General features: G+C 41.6%; 14 protein-coding genes. 8 read left to right on the top strand and 6 right to left on the bottom strand.

Annotated features, from left to right (window positions below):
- Positions 1-243 precede the first annotated feature (243 nt).
- The 3 genes from DS891_RS24480 to DS891_RS06315 all read right to left on the bottom strand — a co-directional run bounded on the left by DS891_RS24480 (position 244) and on the right by DS891_RS06315 (position 2,243).
- Complete coding sequence (locus DS891_RS24480; RefSeq protein WP_254605727.1) at positions 244-621, bottom strand: hypothetical protein; 378 nt, start codon at positions 619-621, stop codon at positions 244-246.
- A complete protein-coding gene (locus DS891_RS24475; protein WP_254605724.1) occupies positions 597-1,211 on the bottom strand; it encodes a substrate-binding domain-containing protein in 615 nt (204 codons plus the stop codon). Before DS891_RS24475 ends, DS891_RS24480 begins: the two co-directional genes overlap by 25 nt.
- Before the next feature lie 144 nt (positions 1,212-1,355).
- Complete coding sequence (locus DS891_RS06315) at positions 1,356-2,243, bottom strand: LysR family transcriptional regulator (protein WP_010605430.1); 888 nt, start codon at positions 2,241-2,243, stop codon at positions 1,356-1,358.
- 758 nt (positions 2,244-3,001) lie between these two features.
- Here DS891_RS06315 and DS891_RS06310 point away from each other — a divergent pair.
- Together DS891_RS06310 and DS891_RS06305 are read left to right on the top strand one after the other, a co-directional pair.
- Positions 3,002-4,225: an alpha-xenorhabdolysin family binary toxin subunit A gene (locus DS891_RS06310; protein ID WP_010605431.1), complete on the top strand. Its 1,224-nt coding sequence runs from the start codon at positions 3,002-3,004 to the stop codon at positions 4,223-4,225.
- Positions 4,226-4,333: 108 nt separating this feature from the next.
- On the top strand, positions 4,334-6,682 hold the full coding sequence (locus DS891_RS06305) for a hypothetical protein (RefSeq protein ID WP_174169214.1): 2,349 nt from the start codon (positions 4,334-4,336) through the stop codon (positions 6,680-6,682).
- A 286-nt stretch (positions 6,683-6,968) separates the two neighbouring features.
- Here the strand turns inward: DS891_RS06305 and DS891_RS06300 are convergent, their stop codons facing one another.
- Complete coding sequence (locus tag DS891_RS06300) at positions 6,969-8,153, bottom strand: MFS transporter (protein ID WP_010605433.1); 1,185 nt, start codon at positions 8,151-8,153, stop codon at positions 6,969-6,971.
- Between the two features lie 114 nt (positions 8,154-8,267).
- On the opposite strand from DS891_RS06300, the gene DS891_RS06295 reads away from it, so the two are divergent.
- The 5 genes from DS891_RS06295 to DS891_RS06280 all read left to right on the top strand — a co-directional run bounded on the left by DS891_RS06295 (position 8,268) and on the right by DS891_RS06280 (position 13,772).
- On the top strand, positions 8,268-9,155 hold the full coding sequence (locus DS891_RS06295) for a LysR substrate-binding domain-containing protein (protein ID WP_010605434.1): 888 nt from the start codon (positions 8,268-8,270) through the stop codon (positions 9,153-9,155).
- Between the two features lie 102 nt (positions 9,156-9,257).
- Complete coding sequence (locus tag DS891_RS06290; protein WP_174169213.1) at positions 9,258-10,367, top strand: alkene reductase; 1,110 nt, start codon at positions 9,258-9,260, stop codon at positions 10,365-10,367.
- 221 nt (positions 10,368-10,588) lie between these two features.
- A complete protein-coding gene (locus DS891_RS24470) occupies positions 10,589-10,984 on the top strand; it encodes a hypothetical protein (protein ID WP_254605722.1) in 396 nt (131 codons plus the stop codon).
- Positions 10,985-11,008: 24 nt separating this feature from the next.
- Positions 11,009-12,484, top strand: a complete 1,476-nt coding sequence (locus DS891_RS24790) for an alpha/beta hydrolase family protein (RefSeq protein ID WP_368032171.1) — start codon at positions 11,009-11,011, stop codon at positions 12,482-12,484.
- Between the two features lie 343 nt (positions 12,485-12,827).
- Complete coding sequence (locus tag DS891_RS06280; RefSeq protein WP_174169212.1) at positions 12,828-13,772, top strand: hypothetical protein; 945 nt, start codon at positions 12,828-12,830, stop codon at positions 13,770-13,772.
- 62 nt (positions 13,773-13,834) lie between these two features.
- Here the strand turns inward: DS891_RS06280 and DS891_RS06275 are convergent, their stop codons facing one another.
- Positions 13,835-15,541: an alkaline phosphatase gene (locus DS891_RS06275; RefSeq protein ID WP_174169211.1), complete on the bottom strand. Its 1,707-nt coding sequence runs from the start codon at positions 15,539-15,541 to the stop codon at positions 13,835-13,837.
- Positions 15,542-15,647: 106 nt separating this feature from the next.
- Positions 15,648-16,571, bottom strand: a complete 924-nt coding sequence (locus DS891_RS06270) for a sensor domain-containing diguanylate cyclase (protein WP_174169210.1) — start codon at positions 16,569-16,571, stop codon at positions 15,648-15,650.
- 203 nt (positions 16,572-16,774) lie between these two features.
- Between DS891_RS06270 and DS891_RS06265 the strand changes: the two genes are divergently transcribed.
- Positions 16,775-17,950, top strand: coding sequence for an efflux RND transporter periplasmic adaptor subunit (locus DS891_RS06265; protein ID WP_174169209.1), 1,176 nt, complete (start codon positions 16,775-16,777; stop codon positions 17,948-17,950).

Genomic DNA, 17,950 nt, shown 5'->3' with positions numbered 1-17,950 from the left:
ATAAAATAGAGTTAATGTAAATTTTTTGTTTACAATAACATCACTTAATATAATACCATTGTCGTATTTATTGAGTCAGCGGTCAATGAGTAACCGAAAAACCAGATTTTATGATGTTTTACGTCTCTAAATAGACTTTTTAATTGGTACTTTAGTATTGTTTTTTTTGCGTGAAAAATAGATGTCGAAACCTATCCGTCATTTTGACCGAGACTAGGGTTTCGTATAACAAAGTCATTAAAGCTAATGGTTAACGGTACATTTAAGAGCGTTTGTTTGGTTGCAGTAATGAAAGTCTAAGTAGTAGTTGTCCTTGGAAGGTGTCTGGCCAAGAGCTATCGTATTGTAAAGTAATTCCGCTCCTTTTCGGCCCATTTCAAAGGGGTTTTGGCCAATATTGATTGTTGAAAGTCCCTTTTCCAAAGCTTTAAGTTGCATCTCTTCTGTATCTGCGGAAATGATCACAGCATTGTTATTTTTGATCTTCTCTTTGTATGGTAATACGCGTTCAATATAATTAGAGTGAAATTGAGCGAAGCCAGCGACAGCAATAAAAATCGGGGGATTTTCATAATTTAGTAAGGTCAATAGTTGGCTTATCGCATCTTCGCGTTTACCCATTGTGTAAAGTGGGCATCGTTCGTACTCTGCCACCCTTGCTTGAGATCATTCTCTGTTTTTGTAAGGTTGTCTATTGTATGTGTAGAGAGTGCATATCTAACGCCATTGATTCTTTTATCCAAATTAGGTGTTGAGTGATGACCTGTTTGAATACAAAACGATTGAAGCGCGGCCTTTTTATAAGGTTTAGCGGCTTCTCCAAGTGCAACACCAAATGCAAAGTTATCGGTTCCTACATAGGCGAGACGGTAATCTTTATGCTCTGTTAAAAGGTCAGAGTCAAAAGTGATCACTGGTATCTTCAATTGCTTTGCCTTTTTGAGCGAACGTGACACGAGATAGTTTGAATCGGTAGTTGATATTAATAACCCGTCTACCTTTTTACTCAATAGTTCATTAATAATTAGGCTTTGCGTTCTAAAATCTTGATAGTCGTCTGCACCATCGTAGATACACTCTACATTTGGATGTTGTTTCGCAAAGTCTACACACCCTTTATACGATTGTTCATAAAAGGTGTCATTTTTAGTTTTGCCTACAACCGCGATGGTTATTTCCGCTTGAGTACTTTGGCTCAGTATCGCAAACAATATTAGCCCAAATACCAAGGTACAACGGGAGAATAGATTTTCCTTTAACTTCATGTTTAGAGTGAAATAATTTTCTTAAACTACTGCAAGCATAACGTAGATTTTTAGTAACGCAAATGAGGACAGCATTCCATCTGGCGCTCACTAGTGCATCGCAGCATTTTTCAATACAAATTGATGAGCATCCATATAGCTTTTAATAGCACTTTGCGCAATTCGTATCGTCGCGGGTACATCAGTACTACCTTTATGAATGCAAAATACTTCCACTTTTTCCAGCTCGAATTCGGGATCTACTCGCTCCAAGTTATGATTATTAAATGCGATGATTTCTGGCACTAATCCAATACCCAAACCGCTTTCAATGAGCCCTATTGTATCGCTAACGGAATTGGTTTTGTGATGTGCTTTGAATGAAAGCGGTTTAACGATATTTTGTGTTGTATGTATAAATTCATAATTTGTGACTTTGCTTTCCCAAGAGTTTGCAATGTAAGGAGCGGTTGTGTCGTTAAATTCACTGTCCTTTGCTTTATATAGCACGTCTCTAAATGAACCAATATATTGTTGTGATTGCTCCACATCTGTGCTTTTACCTACTCTAACAGCAAGATCTATCCCCCGCTCCACTAGATTGAGATGGCGATCTTCATTAATTAAATTCAGGCGGATTTTAGGGTGCGTTTTAATCAGCTTACATAGTGCAGGTGCAACGATGGTTTGCATCAAAGCATAGGATGTTGTCACTGTTAACTGCCCTGCCAGTACTGATTGCTTAGATCTTGCTTTCTCCCAAGCTAACTCTGATAAATGGCTGATTTCAAGGCAGTACGCATAGAAGTCTTTACCAACGTTGGTCAATGATTGGCTTCGTGTGTTTCTATATAGTAGTGGTGTTCCTATCTCTTCTTCTAGTTTCTTGAGATGTTGGCTGATCACTGATTTAGACAAAGATAACTTCTCCGCGGCTTTGGTCAGTGATCCTGACTCTACCACCCCCTTAAATATCATCATTCTTCTTAGTTTGTTCATTTAACTTCTCTTTTCACATTACTTTATAAGATAAAGACCGCCGCATCCAAATAAAATTACATAAATATTACATAAATTAAACATTTGTTTTTAACAGTTATAAATGAAATATGTGTTTTGGTCTATACCAGATTTAGTGTTATTTCCCCTGCCTAGCTAAAAGTGGTTATTGATAATTTTCTTAATCGTTTTAGGTTTAACCTTGTTTGAATTTTTAAGTCATTTATATAACTTAAAGTGGCTGTACTAACGGGTAGTTACTTTGATTTTTCTGGCCAAGATCAGATAGCTGTCAATAGATTGAATTTATTTCTTCAACAAAGAACACGCGCCTCATTTATAGCGGCAGAAACATTGAGTTCGATTTTATGAAACAGTTTAATTAAGGTTGAATTTTGAGCGAAAGTGGCTATAAAAATAAGCTGTTAACTATCTGTTTGTAACAAAACCCCCTACATCTATAGCTATGGATGGCCAGGTTATAGCTCGTTTTTGTTAACTTTCATTTACTTAATATGTTGTTTTGTAGATTGTATGCCATGCTGTTTGGTGTTATTGAAAATGCAACTAATTTCCTCAATTTGTTAGAAAGTGTAGAAGTTCTTCCATTCTCATTGTCCCTATATCAATAATATTAAAAGTACATTTGGTTAACATTTTAACTACATGCACTTTTATCTTCAGTTGCACCTTTTAAACCAGAATAGGTCTAGTGCAACTTAACAGTTAGAACACCGATTGATTAAGGAATATGAAAGATGAAATCAATTAAGTTAAAGAAAAGCGCAATCGCTATCGTAACGTCACTCCAATTATTTGGGCTTAGTCAGCTTGCAACTGCGAATACCGACGTCCCAGAAATCTCACCAATTATGTACGATACACTTCAAGGTGATATTGAAGGTTCACCGTTGTTTATAGATGTTGGCTCGAATGACTTCCTACTTACTCAGGAGCAATGGCACACAATTCAAGTTTTTGCTGAGTCAGCTGTTAGCTTACCTAATAACGAAGCTGCCTTTAGAAGTGCGACGCGATATCCAGCAGATACGCCTCTAAATAACGACTACATTGCACTAATGACAACCTTTGAATCAATCAATGCGTCGGGTCAGAATTGGAATCATAAGCTTTATCCTAGCATCATTGACCTTGCGACAAAATTAGCGAATTACTCCGATACCCATGTATTGCTAATTCAACCATTTATCGATGAACTAACAAAGCTACATAACGCGTCGCTAAGCGGAAATTTGCAAGCTGCTGAGCAAAGCAGACAAGTAGCAATTTCATTTCTAAACACCTTCATGAATTTTGTTGATGGTAATCTAACAAAAACCCAAACAGTGGTAGATCAACTTGTTGCCTTCCAGGGAGATTTAACTACGCACTCTGGACAATTAAATACACTAGAAGGCACTTTTGAGGACATTTTAAATAAAGACCAGCCAGCTAACATACGTGACCGAATTAGCACATTACAACGACGACTCAACGATCTGAATGATGAAAAGAGTGATTTGAAAACCGGCATTGGCTTAAGTAGTCTTGGCGGCGTACTTGGGTTAATCATTGGCGGTAGTATCCAAGGTGCTCAGTTAGAGGAAGTAAAGAGCGAGATTAATAAAGTAGAATCTCAAATTGAGACGGCGAATAAGGAACTCGCTCACGCGATGAGTCTTGCGGCCTCTTATCAAATTGCCAAAGGGCAAGTGGAAGGCATGAATGAAAAAATTGAAACTGCGCTGAGTAATGTACGCAAAGTTCAAGTGCACTGGCAGTCTTTGTATGGAGATATGCAATCTCTTCGAGATGTATTGACCCAATTAGACAGTGAAAATGCATTACGTAATGCCAATGTGATTGTTGCAGGGATCGTTTCTTCACCTCTTGCTAGCAATGCCAGCAACTCATGGAAAGACATTGCAGACAAAGCAAGGACGTTTCTACAAAACGCCTACCTGCCTACATCACAGCAGTAAACATCAATAAGTTTGAATTTTTAGCATCATAAATCAACAGCTATTGAGCGATCTACTCTCATAGAGCGCTCAATAGGTTGGTGTTTTATGTTGCAACAAGGAGTTACTATGAAACCAACTTTACTCAGCCTGTTGATTGGCTGCGCTTTTTCGAGCCAAGCTGCGACTTGGAATGAGCTATATAATCTTGAGCTAAGTCAAAACCTACCGAGCGTTACGACTTCAAATCAACAACAGATAGACACACAAAATTATTTGGTCTCGGCCTTACATGTCAATTTGAATGACGTGCTTACTAGTGCAAGAGATCATAATACTATCGTCATTGCTGCTGACACGGTGGAAATCGACCGAAACATGATTTTCGATGCGCCAAACAAACGAATTTTTATCGTCGCACGTAAAATAATGGGTAATGGTACGGTGAGTATCAATGTAGACACCCAAAATGCTCAAGCATCAACATTGGTATTTATGGCTGATAAAGTTGAGGCCAATATCAATATAATCACAGCTCATTCGCCAAGTGATGGTGAAATTGAACGCTTTAGTATTGCACCGGATTCGTTTGGTACGCTATATCAGGTAATACAAGGCAATAAGTTTGCAACGCCTGTTTCGCCAGCGCTAACGTCACTCATCTCTGTGCATAAAGAGTACTTTTTAGATGCATTTGAAAAGTCATTCGATATGGCAGCTTCTATCTATGATCAAAATCCAGCGTTAAGTATTGAGATGTTGAGTTGGCCTGAATCTATTTTAAACGCAGCTCATGATGTTAGAGAATCTTCCGTTCAAGCAAAGAATTTTTACTTGCAGCTTGCTAACTTTAAACAGTTTTTGTCGTACGCAACACTTAACAAAAACTATGTGCCTAGCCTATCCCGCGACTTTTATGAGTTAACGATTAAAGCATATATTGAAGCGATGGAAGCATATCAGGATAGCTATAGTAATTTTCAGCAACAAGGTCGAAGTTTAGAAAACAAACGCCAAGATCTCACTTTAATGCAGGATAACCTATTCGACGTTGCATCTGCTGAGCAACGAATTATCTCTCGCTCTGTAGAGCAACTGACGAGCTTGGTAAAGACACTTGATGAACAAAAAGCAGCATTCAGCGGACAAGAAAATAATGTCTTCTATTCAGGGGTCGAGTTTCAACAAGGAATTTTGGACTACAAACTAGATAAAATCACTGAAATTGGGCTTAAAGTACTTGAAACCGTAATTAGTGCGGGCACTGCATTTGCCGGTGCTGCGGGGGGAGATACCAGTGGCTTGAAAGACTTAGTTGCGAGCTTGCCCGCCACAATCCAAGAGATCAATGAGTTAAAAACCAAAATTGATGATATCGCGTCATTAATGGATAAAGTACAAACGGTTAGCGGCCAGTTAAACGTGTTATCACAAAAAACCGCTGATCCGTTTTCTAGTAGTGAGCTTGCACAAGAGTTCAATCGCCTTAATTCACTCATTCCGACCAAAGAAGAGGCAAATCGAATTTGGGACGAATTTTTAATAACTGCTAAGGCACAAATGAAAAAGGCCATAGATGAAGACATTGATGGTGCAAGTGACTACCTTGTTGCTATCGAAAAGTTGATTAATCATGGCAAGGCAATAGTTGCTGTAGAGATTGATATTGCCCAGGAGCAGTCTAGACAGATAGATTTGCGCATCACCGCTGATGCAAAACTTAAACAGATCAATCGTATAGATGCATTTTTACAAAATAATCAAAACAGTCTAGATGAAATTCAGGACATGGAGGAACAGCTATTCCGGACTTTAAATAATCTAAAACGGCCGATATTTGTTGCACTAACAAACTATCAGGCGGCATTTAGCTACTGGTCTCTTGATGACACCATAGTGACACCCAGCCTTAATCAAAGTTATCAAGAATACCGTCACGACTTAGCTTTACTACGTGAACAAGAGGCTGCGTCATTATTGCGTTTTAACCCTCGGCCTCAAGATTTTATGCTCACCATAGAAGAGTTAGATGCGCCGCAGCAATTGCTGGATTTTGCGCAAGACGGTGAAATGAGTTTTACGCTGTCGTTGGAAGATATTGATTTTTCCCAGTTTGATCGAGTTAGATTAGACGAGGTCAATGTTGTACTAGAAGGTCCGGGGTTAAATGAGAACCAGCGCTATGATATCGAAGTAAGATCTAGTGGTTCATATCAAGATAGGTTTAAAGGGCAATACTATCAATTTAGTGCAGAGTCGTTATACCGATTGGTAAGTTACGAGCTGTTAGATAGTGAAACGACGCGCATAGATCCAATCACCAGTGGTGCAATCGCAAACGATTATGCGATTAATTACTTTAAACCAACTCCGTTTACCACTTGGTCAATTAAGCTGAAAAATCCACAGCTTTATGACTTAAGTAAAGTGACGAATATCAAAGTGTCGTTTAAAGGAAATGCGATCCCCAAACAATAGTGTAGCACTTGCACTTTAGCTTAGTAGGAGCCACTTCAGGTGGCGATCTTTAATAAAAGCTCGCAGGATTAACCTGCTCCTACTTTGGTGAGACCTGAAGATTTGCTAAACCAGATTGCTTTTTTCGTAGGAGCCACTTCAGGTGGCGATCTTTAACAAAAGCTCGCAGGATTAACCTGCTCCTATTTTAGTGTGGCTTGAATATTTGCTAAACCAGATTGCTTTTTTCGTAGGAGCCACTTCAGGTGGCGATCTTTTAGCAAAATTCCTCCGGATGAGCCGCCACCTACTCTACAACTTGAGCCTTCAATAAAGATCTGTTATCTAGATAGCCACTAAAACGGGTTGCTAATAAGGCTGCAGTGCTGATAAGTGCCCCTACCCAAGCGGTGTCCTGCAGCGACATATTTTCAACAATTTGACCACCTAAAACAGAGCCGAGCGCAATTCCAACGTTGAAGGCAGCGATATTCAACCCCGATGCGACATCCACCGTTTTTGGACTAAACTTTTCGGCTAGCTGTACAACATAGACCTGAAGACCAGGTACATTTCCAAAAGCAAATGCTCCCCACACTAGTACTGTGATCACCACGCCGGTTTTCGACTGCATGGTAAATGTCAACACAGCCAAAATGACCGAGAGTAACGCGAAGATGATGGTCAGAGCGCTTATCGGCCCTTTTTTATCTGCTAATTTGCCGCCATAGATATTGCCAACTGCAACAGATACACCATAAACCAGCATAATAATACTGACTGTAGCGGCGTTAAAACCAGCTTCCTGTTGTAAAATTGGCGCAAGATAGGTGAATGCTGTAAAGGTTCCACCGTAGCCGAGTATGGTCATAAGATAGACGAGCAGTAATCTGGGTTGCAATAATACTTTTGCCTGCTCAGATAGACTGGCAGATGCGCTTTGCTTTAGGTTCTTTGGAATTAATAATGCACTTCCCAAGAGAGCGATAACACCTAAAGCAGAAACTACTAGAAAAGTGGCTCGCCAGCCAAACTGTTGGCCAATCCAAGTACCCAAGGGGACACCTGTTACGAGCGCAACGGTCAGTCCCGTGAACATAATGGCGATGGCACTTGCCTCTTTGTCTTTTGAGACCAAGCTAGTTGCAATCGTAGAGCCAATCGAGAAGAACACACCATGAGCGAGTCCTGTCATGATCCTCGCTAAAATGAGGCTTTCATAACTTGGCGCTTGCCACGCAAGCAGATTGCCAAAGACAAATAGTGCCATCAAACTAAGTAATACAGATTTCCTATTCCATCGCCCTGTCAGTGCGGTTAAAACGGGCGCACCAACAGCAACGCCAATGGCATATAAACTCACCAGTAAACCTGCACTTGGCAGCGAAACTGATAAATCGGAAGCAATGGTCGGTACTAAACCAACAATGACAAATTCGGTGGTACCAATGGCAAATGCGCTTAATGTCAGCGCCAGTAATGCAAGCGGCATAAATAACCTTTTTAACGTGATAAGCAATAAGTTGGTGTAGTGTGAAAGCTTTTTTATTTGCAAAAAATAGCGAAAATGACAAAATACTTTTGTAGAAAATGAAAAGGAATACACATGACCGTTAGCTCAAAAACCGAAGATCTAGAAGCTTTTATCTGTGTTGTCGATACTGGGAGTTTTTCCGCTGCAGCAAATCTGATGGACGAACAAGTTGCAAAGGTTTCAAGAGCAGTAACTCGACTGGAAAAGTCCCTGTGTGTAACCCTATTCAATCGAACGACTCGACGGATAGAGTTAACCGAAGAAGGAGAGCTATTTTTACGCTATGCGCGGCAGGCACTCAATACCATTGAGCAAGGTGAAGAGGCGTTAAAGCTGTTACGATTTTCGCCAGCTGGTAAATTAAGAGTGGATGCTGCAAGTCCTTTCGTTTTTCACCAGCTTACGCCTATATTAAAAGGTTTTAATGAGGCCTTTCCCGATATTACTTTGGAAATAACAAGTCATGACAGCATCATCGATTTGCTAGAGCATAAAACCGATATCGCAATACGAATTGGTGACTTAGCTGACTCTAATCTTCATGCGCGTTTGCTAGGCCGCAGTAAACTTCATCTTGTAGCAAGCCCTGACTACTTAAGTAAATTTGTAGGTAATGAATCACTGATTGATCTTCCACATCATAACTTGATAGGTTTTACCGATGCCCCACATCTCAACGTCTGGCCTTTACAAAATCCGCAACAGCTCAAGTTTTCTATTAGCGCATCCAGTGGCGAGACCGTGAGGCAATTATGTATTGCTGGCCATGGCATTGCACTGCTATCTAACTTTATGGTGAGGCAAGATATAAAAGCCGGAAGACTTGTTGAAGTTTTTACCGAGCAAATTATTTCGCCAAATCGCAGAGAAGCAGTACAAGCCGTGTATTATCAAAATAGTGGTGTATCCTCTCGGATTTCGGCATTTCTAGACTACATTGCGCCTAGGCTCACGCTATAGTTTTTTCATTTTTTACAAATATATTTTGTATTTATTGCTGTTAATGAAAATATTTTAAATCGTTAAGCTTCTCATAGTGAAAATAAACATTGAGGAGGCCAAATGGCTGATTTATTTGAGTCGATTAACTTAGCAGGTAAAACACTGAGCAATCGTATAGTGATGCCGCCTATGACCCGCTCGCGGGCAAGTCAACCCGGGGATACCCCTAACAGTTTGATGGCAACCTATTACGCACAACGTGCAACGGCTGGTTTAATTATTAGTGAAGGGACACAAATATCGCAACTCGGTAAGGGGTATGCTTGGACACCGGGGATCTATTCAGACGCCCAAGTTGCTGGCTGGAAACAAGTCACAAAACAAGTGCATGATGCAGGCGGTGTTATGTTTGCGCAGCTTTGGCATGTTGGGCGAGTATCGCACCAAAGTAATACCGCTGGGCTTCAGCCGATTTCAGCTTCAGCAATTCAAGCTCAGGGTGTGAAAGTTTTCATCGATGAAAATGACTCCCCTGATTTTATTCAAGCTCAAACACCTAGAGCAATGACCCAAGCAGACATCAATAATGTTATTAACGAATATCGACACGCTGCACGTAACGCGATGCAAGCAGGATTTGATGGAATTGAACTGCATGCAGCGAATGGTTATTTGATTAATCAATTTTTAGACTCTCACTCAAATCAAAGGACTGATGGCTATGGTGGCTCTGTTGATAACCGCATTCGCTTTTTGCGTGAGGTCGTGACGGCGGTGAGTGAAGAAATTGGCAGTGACAAAGTGGGTGTTAGACTTGCGCCGCTTACTACCTTAAATGGTACAGTAGATGAAAACCCTGAGCAGACATACCTCGCGGCAATTAAACAGCTAACTGCGCTCAACGTATGCTACGTACACATCGCAGAAGCGGATTGGGAAGACGCGCCAGATATGCCTCTGAATTTTAAATACGCAATTAGAGAGGCATTTAATGGCGTGTTGATCTATGCCGGAAAGTATACGAAAGGGCGCGCCCAACAAGCTCTTAATGAAGGTTGGGCTGATATGATTGGGTTTGGTCGTCCTTTTATCTCAAACCCTGATTTGCCCTACAGGCTGGCAAATGACTTGCTCTTAAATGAACATCAGTCTGAGACATTATTTGGTGGAGGTGAACAAGGTTATACTGATTATCAAATTCACGCCTCAAATCCAATTAACGTAAAATAGGCTAAAAGTTAGCTTTCAATCTGCGTATGAATTATTTAATGCGTACGCAGCCCCAATAATGACCATTTTAAGGTGAGCACAATGTAGCTAACTTTTGTGCTTGTTTCTCCTGAATTACCGCTAATGATAGTTTATGTAAATGTATATAGATTGGAGTTTGGTCTAAAAATAGATAATAATGTTGGCAAATTAAAGGAACTTAATACACTATACTTCAGAAAATGAAAAATATAATTCTATTTGCCACTGCACTGCTCTGCACCATCTCTGCTAACGCCCAGTTACCCGTAGAGAGTTACGCACAACTACCTAATATGAGTAAAGTTTCACTCTCACCCAGTGGTAAGGCCGTTGCGTATTTACAAAATTATGAAGGAAACCTTGTTCTTACTGTTCATGACCTAAAAACGCATAAAAAAAATTATATCCTGCAAACTGATAATAAAACGATAGCACTTGGTTGGTACGATTGGGCCAGTGATGACATGCTCTTATTTGGTGCGAATTACACCAAAGTGCAGCGAGGTGTAAAATACACCTCATCTCGTTTATTTAAATTTGATTTAAAAAATCCTACGGATGAATTAGTTCAAATCAACCGTGCTTATCGCTATTAAATTTCGGCACAATTTCAAGATGACGTGATTAGCATACTGCCAGAACAACCAAACAAGATATTGGTTCAAACTGACTTTGATATGGCAAACAAGCCGAGCGTTTATATCTTAGATATAGCTAAAGATAGACGCGAGAAAGTTGTTCGAGCAAGAAGAAAAATATCTAGCTGGATAGCCGATCAACAAGGCAATGTAAGAATGGGTTATGGGTTTGAAGGGATCACTGCCTATTATATGCTCTATGATAATGAGACGAAGGATTTAACCGATTTCTATACCTTTCAGGCTCGTGGCCCGGAAGCTATCCATATTCTTGGATTTGATAAAGACCCAAATATTATTTACCTCACCGCACTTCATAATGGTAAAAATGCGCTGTTTAAAGCAGACATTACTAAACGCCCGCTTTTACCTCAGCTTATTTTCTCCGATCCAGACTATGATTTTGATGGCAGTATCATTTATTCACACGACGGCAGAGCCATAGGCTTCAGCCATTCCAACCTTGATAACTCGAGAATTTACTGGGACGAAGACCGCAAACGCCTTCAACGCTCACTTAAAGCGGCATTACCAAACTACGACACCGTTGTTATAAGTATGAGCGCGGATAATAAAAAATACATAGCGTACGGCGATTCAGACCAAGACTCCGGTACATATCTGATTGGTGACAGAGAAACCAGCTCTTTGGCAGGGTTAGGACGTTTATATCCGGATATTACCGGTGACAATTATTTGGGCAAACAAAGGGTATCGTTTAAAGCGCGTGACGGCCTAGAAATTGAGGGTTACTTAACCCTACCTAAAGCATTCGATGCGGCTGCTCCAACAATCATCTTTCCACACGGTGGACCATACTCTCGCGACTACGCTGGCTTTGATTACTGGTCTGAACTATTGGCAAGCAGAGGCTTTGTGGTTTTCCAACCTAACTTTAGAGGCTCTTTTGGTTATGGTTTTGACTTCTTTAATGAAGCAAATCAAGGTTGGGGAGGAAAGATGCAAGATGACTTACAAGATGCGGCAAACTGGTTGATTGCAGAAAAGTATGCACTCAAAAATAAAATTTGTATAGGTGGTGCAAGTTACGGCGGCTATGCGGCACTAATGGCTGTGGTAAAACATCCTGAAACGTTTCAATGTGCAGCAAGTTTTGCCGGTGTTACAGACTTAGAATCGATAGTCAGTCGTGCGCGCTTTTTCACAAACAAAGAGCTTGTTCGTGACCAATTCGGACAAGATATTGATAAACTTAAAGCACAATCTCCTGTTAACTACGCTAAGCAGATTAGCCGCCCCGTGTTACTTATTCATGGTGATGACGATAAAGTCGTGCCTGTGAATCATAGTCGTGACATGGCAGATGAACTTGAAGATCATGACAAGAAGTTCAAATATATAGAGCTCGAGGATGGCAACCACCATCTGAGTTATCAAGCACATAGAGTGAAGACGCTTACTGAGTTTTTAGCTTTTTTCGAAAAACATCTTAAGTAACCTGAGGTTTGGATAAGGAATGTTCCAACTTATTGTTGCTAAGCCACAACTTAGTTTTTTCCTTGTCTAGCCAGCAAGTTTTAAGGAAAACACCGCTTCCGCGTCCTGCTCTCGCTAAGGTACCTACATCCTGTAGGCAAGGCGAATTTACGCACCAATAGCTGGCTATTGGAAGTGAATTCAACGAAGTTAGCGCTAAAACTGGCTGCTAGAAAGGCATTAATTATCCGCAGCTCAGGTTAAGTAGCAAAGCGCCGCAATTAGCGGCGCTTTTTATTGAGAGAGCGACTTCTTCTGTCACAGAGTTGATGTATGATAGGGGCTAACATAAAGGAGAATTATTGTGCAGCTCGTTAAATTATTCGCCATGGCATTGATGCCTATGCTCAGTGTATTTCAGGCCTCGGCAACGTCATTTTTAGTCTTTGGTGATATGCCCTATACGGAGATAGACAGAGGCATGTTGATGTCAAATGGTGCTCTGCACGAAAAGGTAAATGATATACAGCATGATTTTATGGTGCACGTAGGTGATATGAAATCCGGTGCTGAGCCCTGTACAGACCAGCTGCTTAAAGATAATTATGCCCTGATCTCAAATGTAAGTAGTCAACCTTTTGTATTCACGCCCGGAGACAATGATTGGACTGACTGTGACCGTGAGACCCTAAACCCTAGGTTTGATGAATTAGAGAGATTGGATTTCATCCGTAAACACTTTGCGGTGCAAACACCTGAGCTACCGGCCTTTAAACGCCAGCAAACAGTACCAGAAAATCAATCTTGGATAGTGGATGATGTGCAGTTTTTAACCTTGCATGTACCAGGCACCAACAATGGTCGCAGACAAATCTTATTATCCGATAAAAAAGTAGTGCACGAAGAGTCTCATCGTCGTGATGTAGAGAATATCAAGTGGTTGGACAGCTTGTTGACGCCAAACCATAAAGCCGCGGTGATATTTCTACAAGCCGACCTATATCAAAAAGAGAAGCATTCAGGACGTTGTGATAAAAACTCAAAAGCTAAGTGCGATGGTTATCAGTTATATCGAGAGACACTTGCAGAATATGCGGCTCAACTCAGTTATCCGTTGCTGTTGATACATGGAGATACGGGAGAGTTTTGCTTTTCTGAACAGTCAAAAAATTTATGGCGTCTTAACGCCCCTGGCGACTTTCAATATTTAGATATTGTAAAGGTTAAAGTTAAGGGAGGTAAAAAGAAGCCGTTTAAGGCAACACCGCTTCTTTCGCAAGATAAAATAGCTAAATGCAAGGGGCTGTAAAGCCCCTTTACACACTTTTTACGCCGCTTTACAAGAAGCGTAGCGCGAATAGCTTGCTGTAACTACAGTAAAAGCTCGCGCTGTTTATTGTGGCTTTCAAACTGCTCTTGCTTGACTGTATTGACAAAATGCCACTCACTTTCCACCTTCTCTTTTGTGAAATTAAGCGTTAAATAACCACGCTGATGAATATTGGCATATTCAAGGTCATCGACTAGTAATTGCAATGCCTCAGCGAATTGTAGCGCCTGCTCATCGCCTAATTGCAAGTAATACTCAAGCCCTGGAGAGCTGACTGAAGCTGTCGCATATTCTTGACCACAAACGGCTCCGCTTGCATCGCAGAGCTTACCTGACCAGGCGTTGTGCGTATCTCCAGCAACGACTACTAAGTTTTTATTGGCCGCTTTTGCTGTTTGTAAAATTACTTCACGTTCAATCGGGTAGCCGTCCCATGCATCCAAATTATATGGTGCAGTATACGTGACTCGCGCTTTTTCTTGTGCAGACAATGTTGAGTCACCAGCAAGCAGCCTGCCCTTTATTTGAGCAAGCTCTGTTAATTGCGTCGGCATTTGTGCGGAAGGGTTGGCAAGAGACATGAGCAGCTCGACTGGGATCATCATTTTAGTCATCAATACTTGTTGCCCTAAAACTTGCCATTTCGCTGTTGAATTTTTCAAATTATCGGTGAGCCAAGTCAATTGGTTTACGCCTAAAAGCTGTTGCGAAGGCGCGGTGAGATCCGCCTGAAATCCGGCAAAATCCACCTGTCCTGTCGTGGGGTCAATGTAATTTTGATAGTCGAGTGCTTTAGCTCGGCTCTCGTGACGAGTATCTAGCATATAAAGTGATAACAAGTCGCCAAATTCAAATTTACGATAGAGGCTCTCAAGTTGATCCTTAACCATCGGACGCACAGGCATCCATTCATAGTAAGCTTGCAGTGCAGCAAGTTTGCGGGCAGCGTACTCCCCTTCTCCCTCGTTATGGTTTTCAGCGCCATCCATGTATGAGTCATTGCATACTTCATGGTCGTCCCATACCGCAATAAATGGCGTACTGGCGTGGAGAGCTTGCAGACCAAGGTCCGTACGATATTTTGCATAGCGACGACGATAATCATTTAATGTAATAATCTCACTCGCATTATCTGCATCCAGCCCTCGCCCCATGGCGTCGGCATTTTCAGTGGCGTACCCACCCATACCATATTCGTATATGTAATCACCTAAGTGTAACACCGCGTCTAAATCGCTGCGTTTTGCAGCCTCTGCATAAACATGAAAGTAACCTGCCGGATAATTTGCACAAGACATGACGGCAAGTTTTACCTGAGTTACATCGTTGAGGGGCAAGGTTTTGCATTTACCTATGGGTGAATGCGTTTCCTTAGTGACGAAGCGATAAAAGTAGCGGCTATTTGCAACAAGGCCATTAAGATCTACTTTAACGGTGTAATCGTTTTTTGCTAATGCGGCAAGCTGGTGGCTTTGTAGTAAGACACCAAAATCTTCTGATTCTGATACTTGTAGAGTGACATCCACACTGTTAGGTGTGCCTTCAGGAGTGACTCGCGTCCATAATATAATGCTATCAGCCAAAGGATCGCCACTTGCGACACCATGGTTAAATGCGACAGCAAAATCATTGCTTGCAACCGCTTTACTATCACTGCTGCCACAACCTACTAACGAGACGCTAATTGTCGCTGCGCCAACGCCCATTAATGCACTTTTAATAAAATCTCGACGGGTAAAACTTGCCATTATTATTGTTCCTTAACTGCAAAATGCGCCATATTGGGCGCACTTATCTACTACTTGAAGGAACTAGCTTAGTTAAGCATTGTTACAATTTAACGATTGGTCTTAATTAGTGCGGGTTTGGAACAACGCGATTTCTGCCACTGCTTTTGGCCTCTAGTAACATCGTATCTGCACGACGAATAATGCTTTCAACGCCAGACTCACCTGCGCCAAATTCTGCAACCCCAAATGAACTGGTAATATCGACCTCTTCACCGACCGCAATTTGAAATGATGCCTGCTCTATCATAATACGTGCCCGCTCGGCGACTAAGATTGCTCCCTCTAAGCCGGTATTAGGGAGTACCAGAGCAAATTCCTCTCCACCTAGCCGAGCTATTAAATCCGTGTCTCGTAACATGTCAGAGAGTCGCGAGCTCACGTGAACCAGCACTAGGTCTCCCGCTTCATGGCCAAATTGCTCGTTAATTGCACGGAAATTATCGAGGTCGGTCAGTATCACACTAAATGGTGTTCTGTAACGTTCATATAACCTAATTTGACTGTCAATTTTATCGCTTAACTGCCTACGACTGGCGACGCCCGTTAATGGGTCAGTTTTAGTAATAAAATCGAGCTCTTTACGTAAGTGATCGAGTTCGCTATGCATCGCTTTTGTTGTGGTAATGTTATCTCCGTAGATAACAAAGGCATCATTCTGCAGCGAAAAACATCGTAATCTGAAGAACTCACCACTTAAGGTATCAATTTCAATTTCTGGATAGTCTAATTCACAGCCGTTGCTTAAGCCTAAAAACCATTCCGTGAGTTCATCCCCGTCGATTCTATCATCAAACGTATCGTCTGTTTGTGGGTCGAAGATATTACTCAGTGTGCGTCCTGTTATGTGAGACGAGGGTTGTCCAATTAGCTTCGCCATTGCTTTATTGCAAAATTCAAGAACCGACTTGTTGCTAACAATAGCAACTGCATCGTCACTTTTATTGAGCACTTCACTCAGTAGGGATTGTAAATGGTTAGCGTTAGACATAATTCAATTCCGTTAGGCTTTTTGTTATTCTAAATCAATCGGGAAGATTTATCTTAGATCTCGCGCAAATCACACAAAAAAGACATTTTGATTTCGTTATCTACATCAATTGATTCTAATTTAGCACCAATCATATTCCATTTCACTTATGTTTAATGCAACAAATGAAACGTATAGTTACCTCCATACACAAAGGAGGAACTATGTTAAAACCAACGCAACTCGCAACGATTATTTCTGCTTTGCTATTGCTAAGTGCATGTGGCGAAGCTGAGCAGGCAAGCAGTCAAGCTCCGCCTCTTCAACCAATTGATGTAGCACCAACACCGCAAATTAGCATTGCTGATTGGCACACCTATACAACACGCCTTTCTTCTCCAAACGAAGTCGCACTTCGCGCTCGGGTCACAGGAGTGATCGGCTCGGTAAACTTCAAAGAAGGAGATACGGTGCACCAAGGCGATGTTTTATTTGAGCTGGACGATAGAACTTTCTTGGCTGAGGTTGCCAGTCTTGCCGCACAAGTGAAACGTGCCGAAGCGGCCCTTTCGCAAGCAAAAAGTGAGTCAGCGCGTGCGCTTCGATTAAGCAAGCAAAAAGCGATTTCAACCGAAGAAGTCGATGCCCGTGTTTCGCTTACCGCACAGCGTGAAGCCGAACTAGATGCGCTTCGCGCTTCATTTAAAGCAGCTCAACTAAACTTAGAGTTTAGCAAGATCACAGCACCAATCAGCGGCAAAATTTCATTTGCTGAGGTCACTCAAGGTAACACCATTAGAGCAAACGACACCTTGCTTACGACGATAGTCGCAACCGATAAGATGTATGCGTATTTTGATATCGACGAGCGAACTTGGAATAGCCAGTTTGCATCAGTGACGGAAGGTGAGCCGCTTCCTGTGAAATTACAGTTATTGGGCCGTGAGTCACAGCCAGTCATGGGTGAGCTAGACTTTATTGACAACGCCATCGATGACCACTCCGGAACCCTAAAAGTACGCGCTTCTTTTGATAACCATAGTGGGCAATTACGACCTGGCTCGTTTGCGCGAGTGAGTCTTTCATCCGGTGAGCAAAACGATCGAGTATTAATTCCAGACCGCGCAGTGGGTACGGATCTTAAAAATCGCTTTGTTCTTGTCGTCAACGACGCGAATACACTTGAATATCGTCTGATCACACTCGGTAATCGCTATGGCGAATTTCGTGCAGTTGAATCGGGTTTAGCCGCAGGAGAGCGTATCGCGGTGAATGGTCCTGCGCGTGTAGGCCCTGGCATGCCGATAAGCCCAAACTCAGTGACGCTTACCTTGCCAGATAACATCGCCACAGAAGTGGTTGCGATGACGCCAAACGATTCTTCACAAGGATTAAACTAA

Source organism: Pseudoalteromonas sp. JC28, assembly GCF_013319255.1.
Taxonomy (GTDB): Bacteria; Pseudomonadota; Gammaproteobacteria; order Enterobacterales; family Alteromonadaceae; genus Pseudoalteromonas.
The sequence above is the reverse complement of the archived record's forward strand: the minus strand, read 5'-3'. Positions and strand labels throughout refer to the sequence as shown.

Coding starts and splice junctions, on each gene's coding strand:
- DS891_RS06310 (WP_010605431.1), top strand. CDS start 3,002: ATGAAATCAATTAAGTTAAAGAAAAGCGCAATCGCTATCGTAACGTCA.
- DS891_RS06305 (WP_174169214.1), top strand. CDS start 4,334: ATGAAACCAACTTTACTCAGCCTGTTGATTGGCTGCGCTTTTTCGAGC.
- DS891_RS06290 (WP_174169213.1), top strand. CDS start 9,258: ATGGCTGATTTATTTGAGTCGATTAACTTAGCAGGTAAAACACTGAGC.
- DS891_RS06315 (WP_010605430.1), bottom strand. CDS start 2,243: ATGAACAAACTAAGAAGAATGATGATATTTAAGGGGGTGGTAGAGTCA.
- DS891_RS06295 (WP_010605434.1), top strand. CDS start 8,268: ATGACCGTTAGCTCAAAAACCGAAGATCTAGAAGCTTTTATCTGTGTT.
- DS891_RS06270 (WP_174169210.1), bottom strand. CDS start 16,571: ATGTCTAACGCTAACCATTTACAATCCCTACTGAGTGAAGTGCTCAAT.
- DS891_RS24480 (WP_254605727.1), bottom strand. CDS start 621: ATGGGTAAACGCGAAGATGCGATAAGCCAACTATTGACCTTACTAAAT.
- DS891_RS06300 (WP_010605433.1), bottom strand. CDS start 8,153: ATGCCGCTTGCATTACTGGCGCTGACATTAAGCGCATTTGCCATTGGT.
- DS891_RS06275 (WP_174169211.1), bottom strand. CDS start 15,541: ATGGCAAGTTTTACCCGTCGAGATTTTATTAAAAGTGCATTAATGGGC.
- DS891_RS24470 (WP_254605722.1), top strand. CDS start 10,589: ATGAAAAATATAATTCTATTTGCCACTGCACTGCTCTGCACCATCTCT.
- DS891_RS06265 (WP_174169209.1), top strand. CDS start 16,775: ATGTTAAAACCAACGCAACTCGCAACGATTATTTCTGCTTTGCTATTG.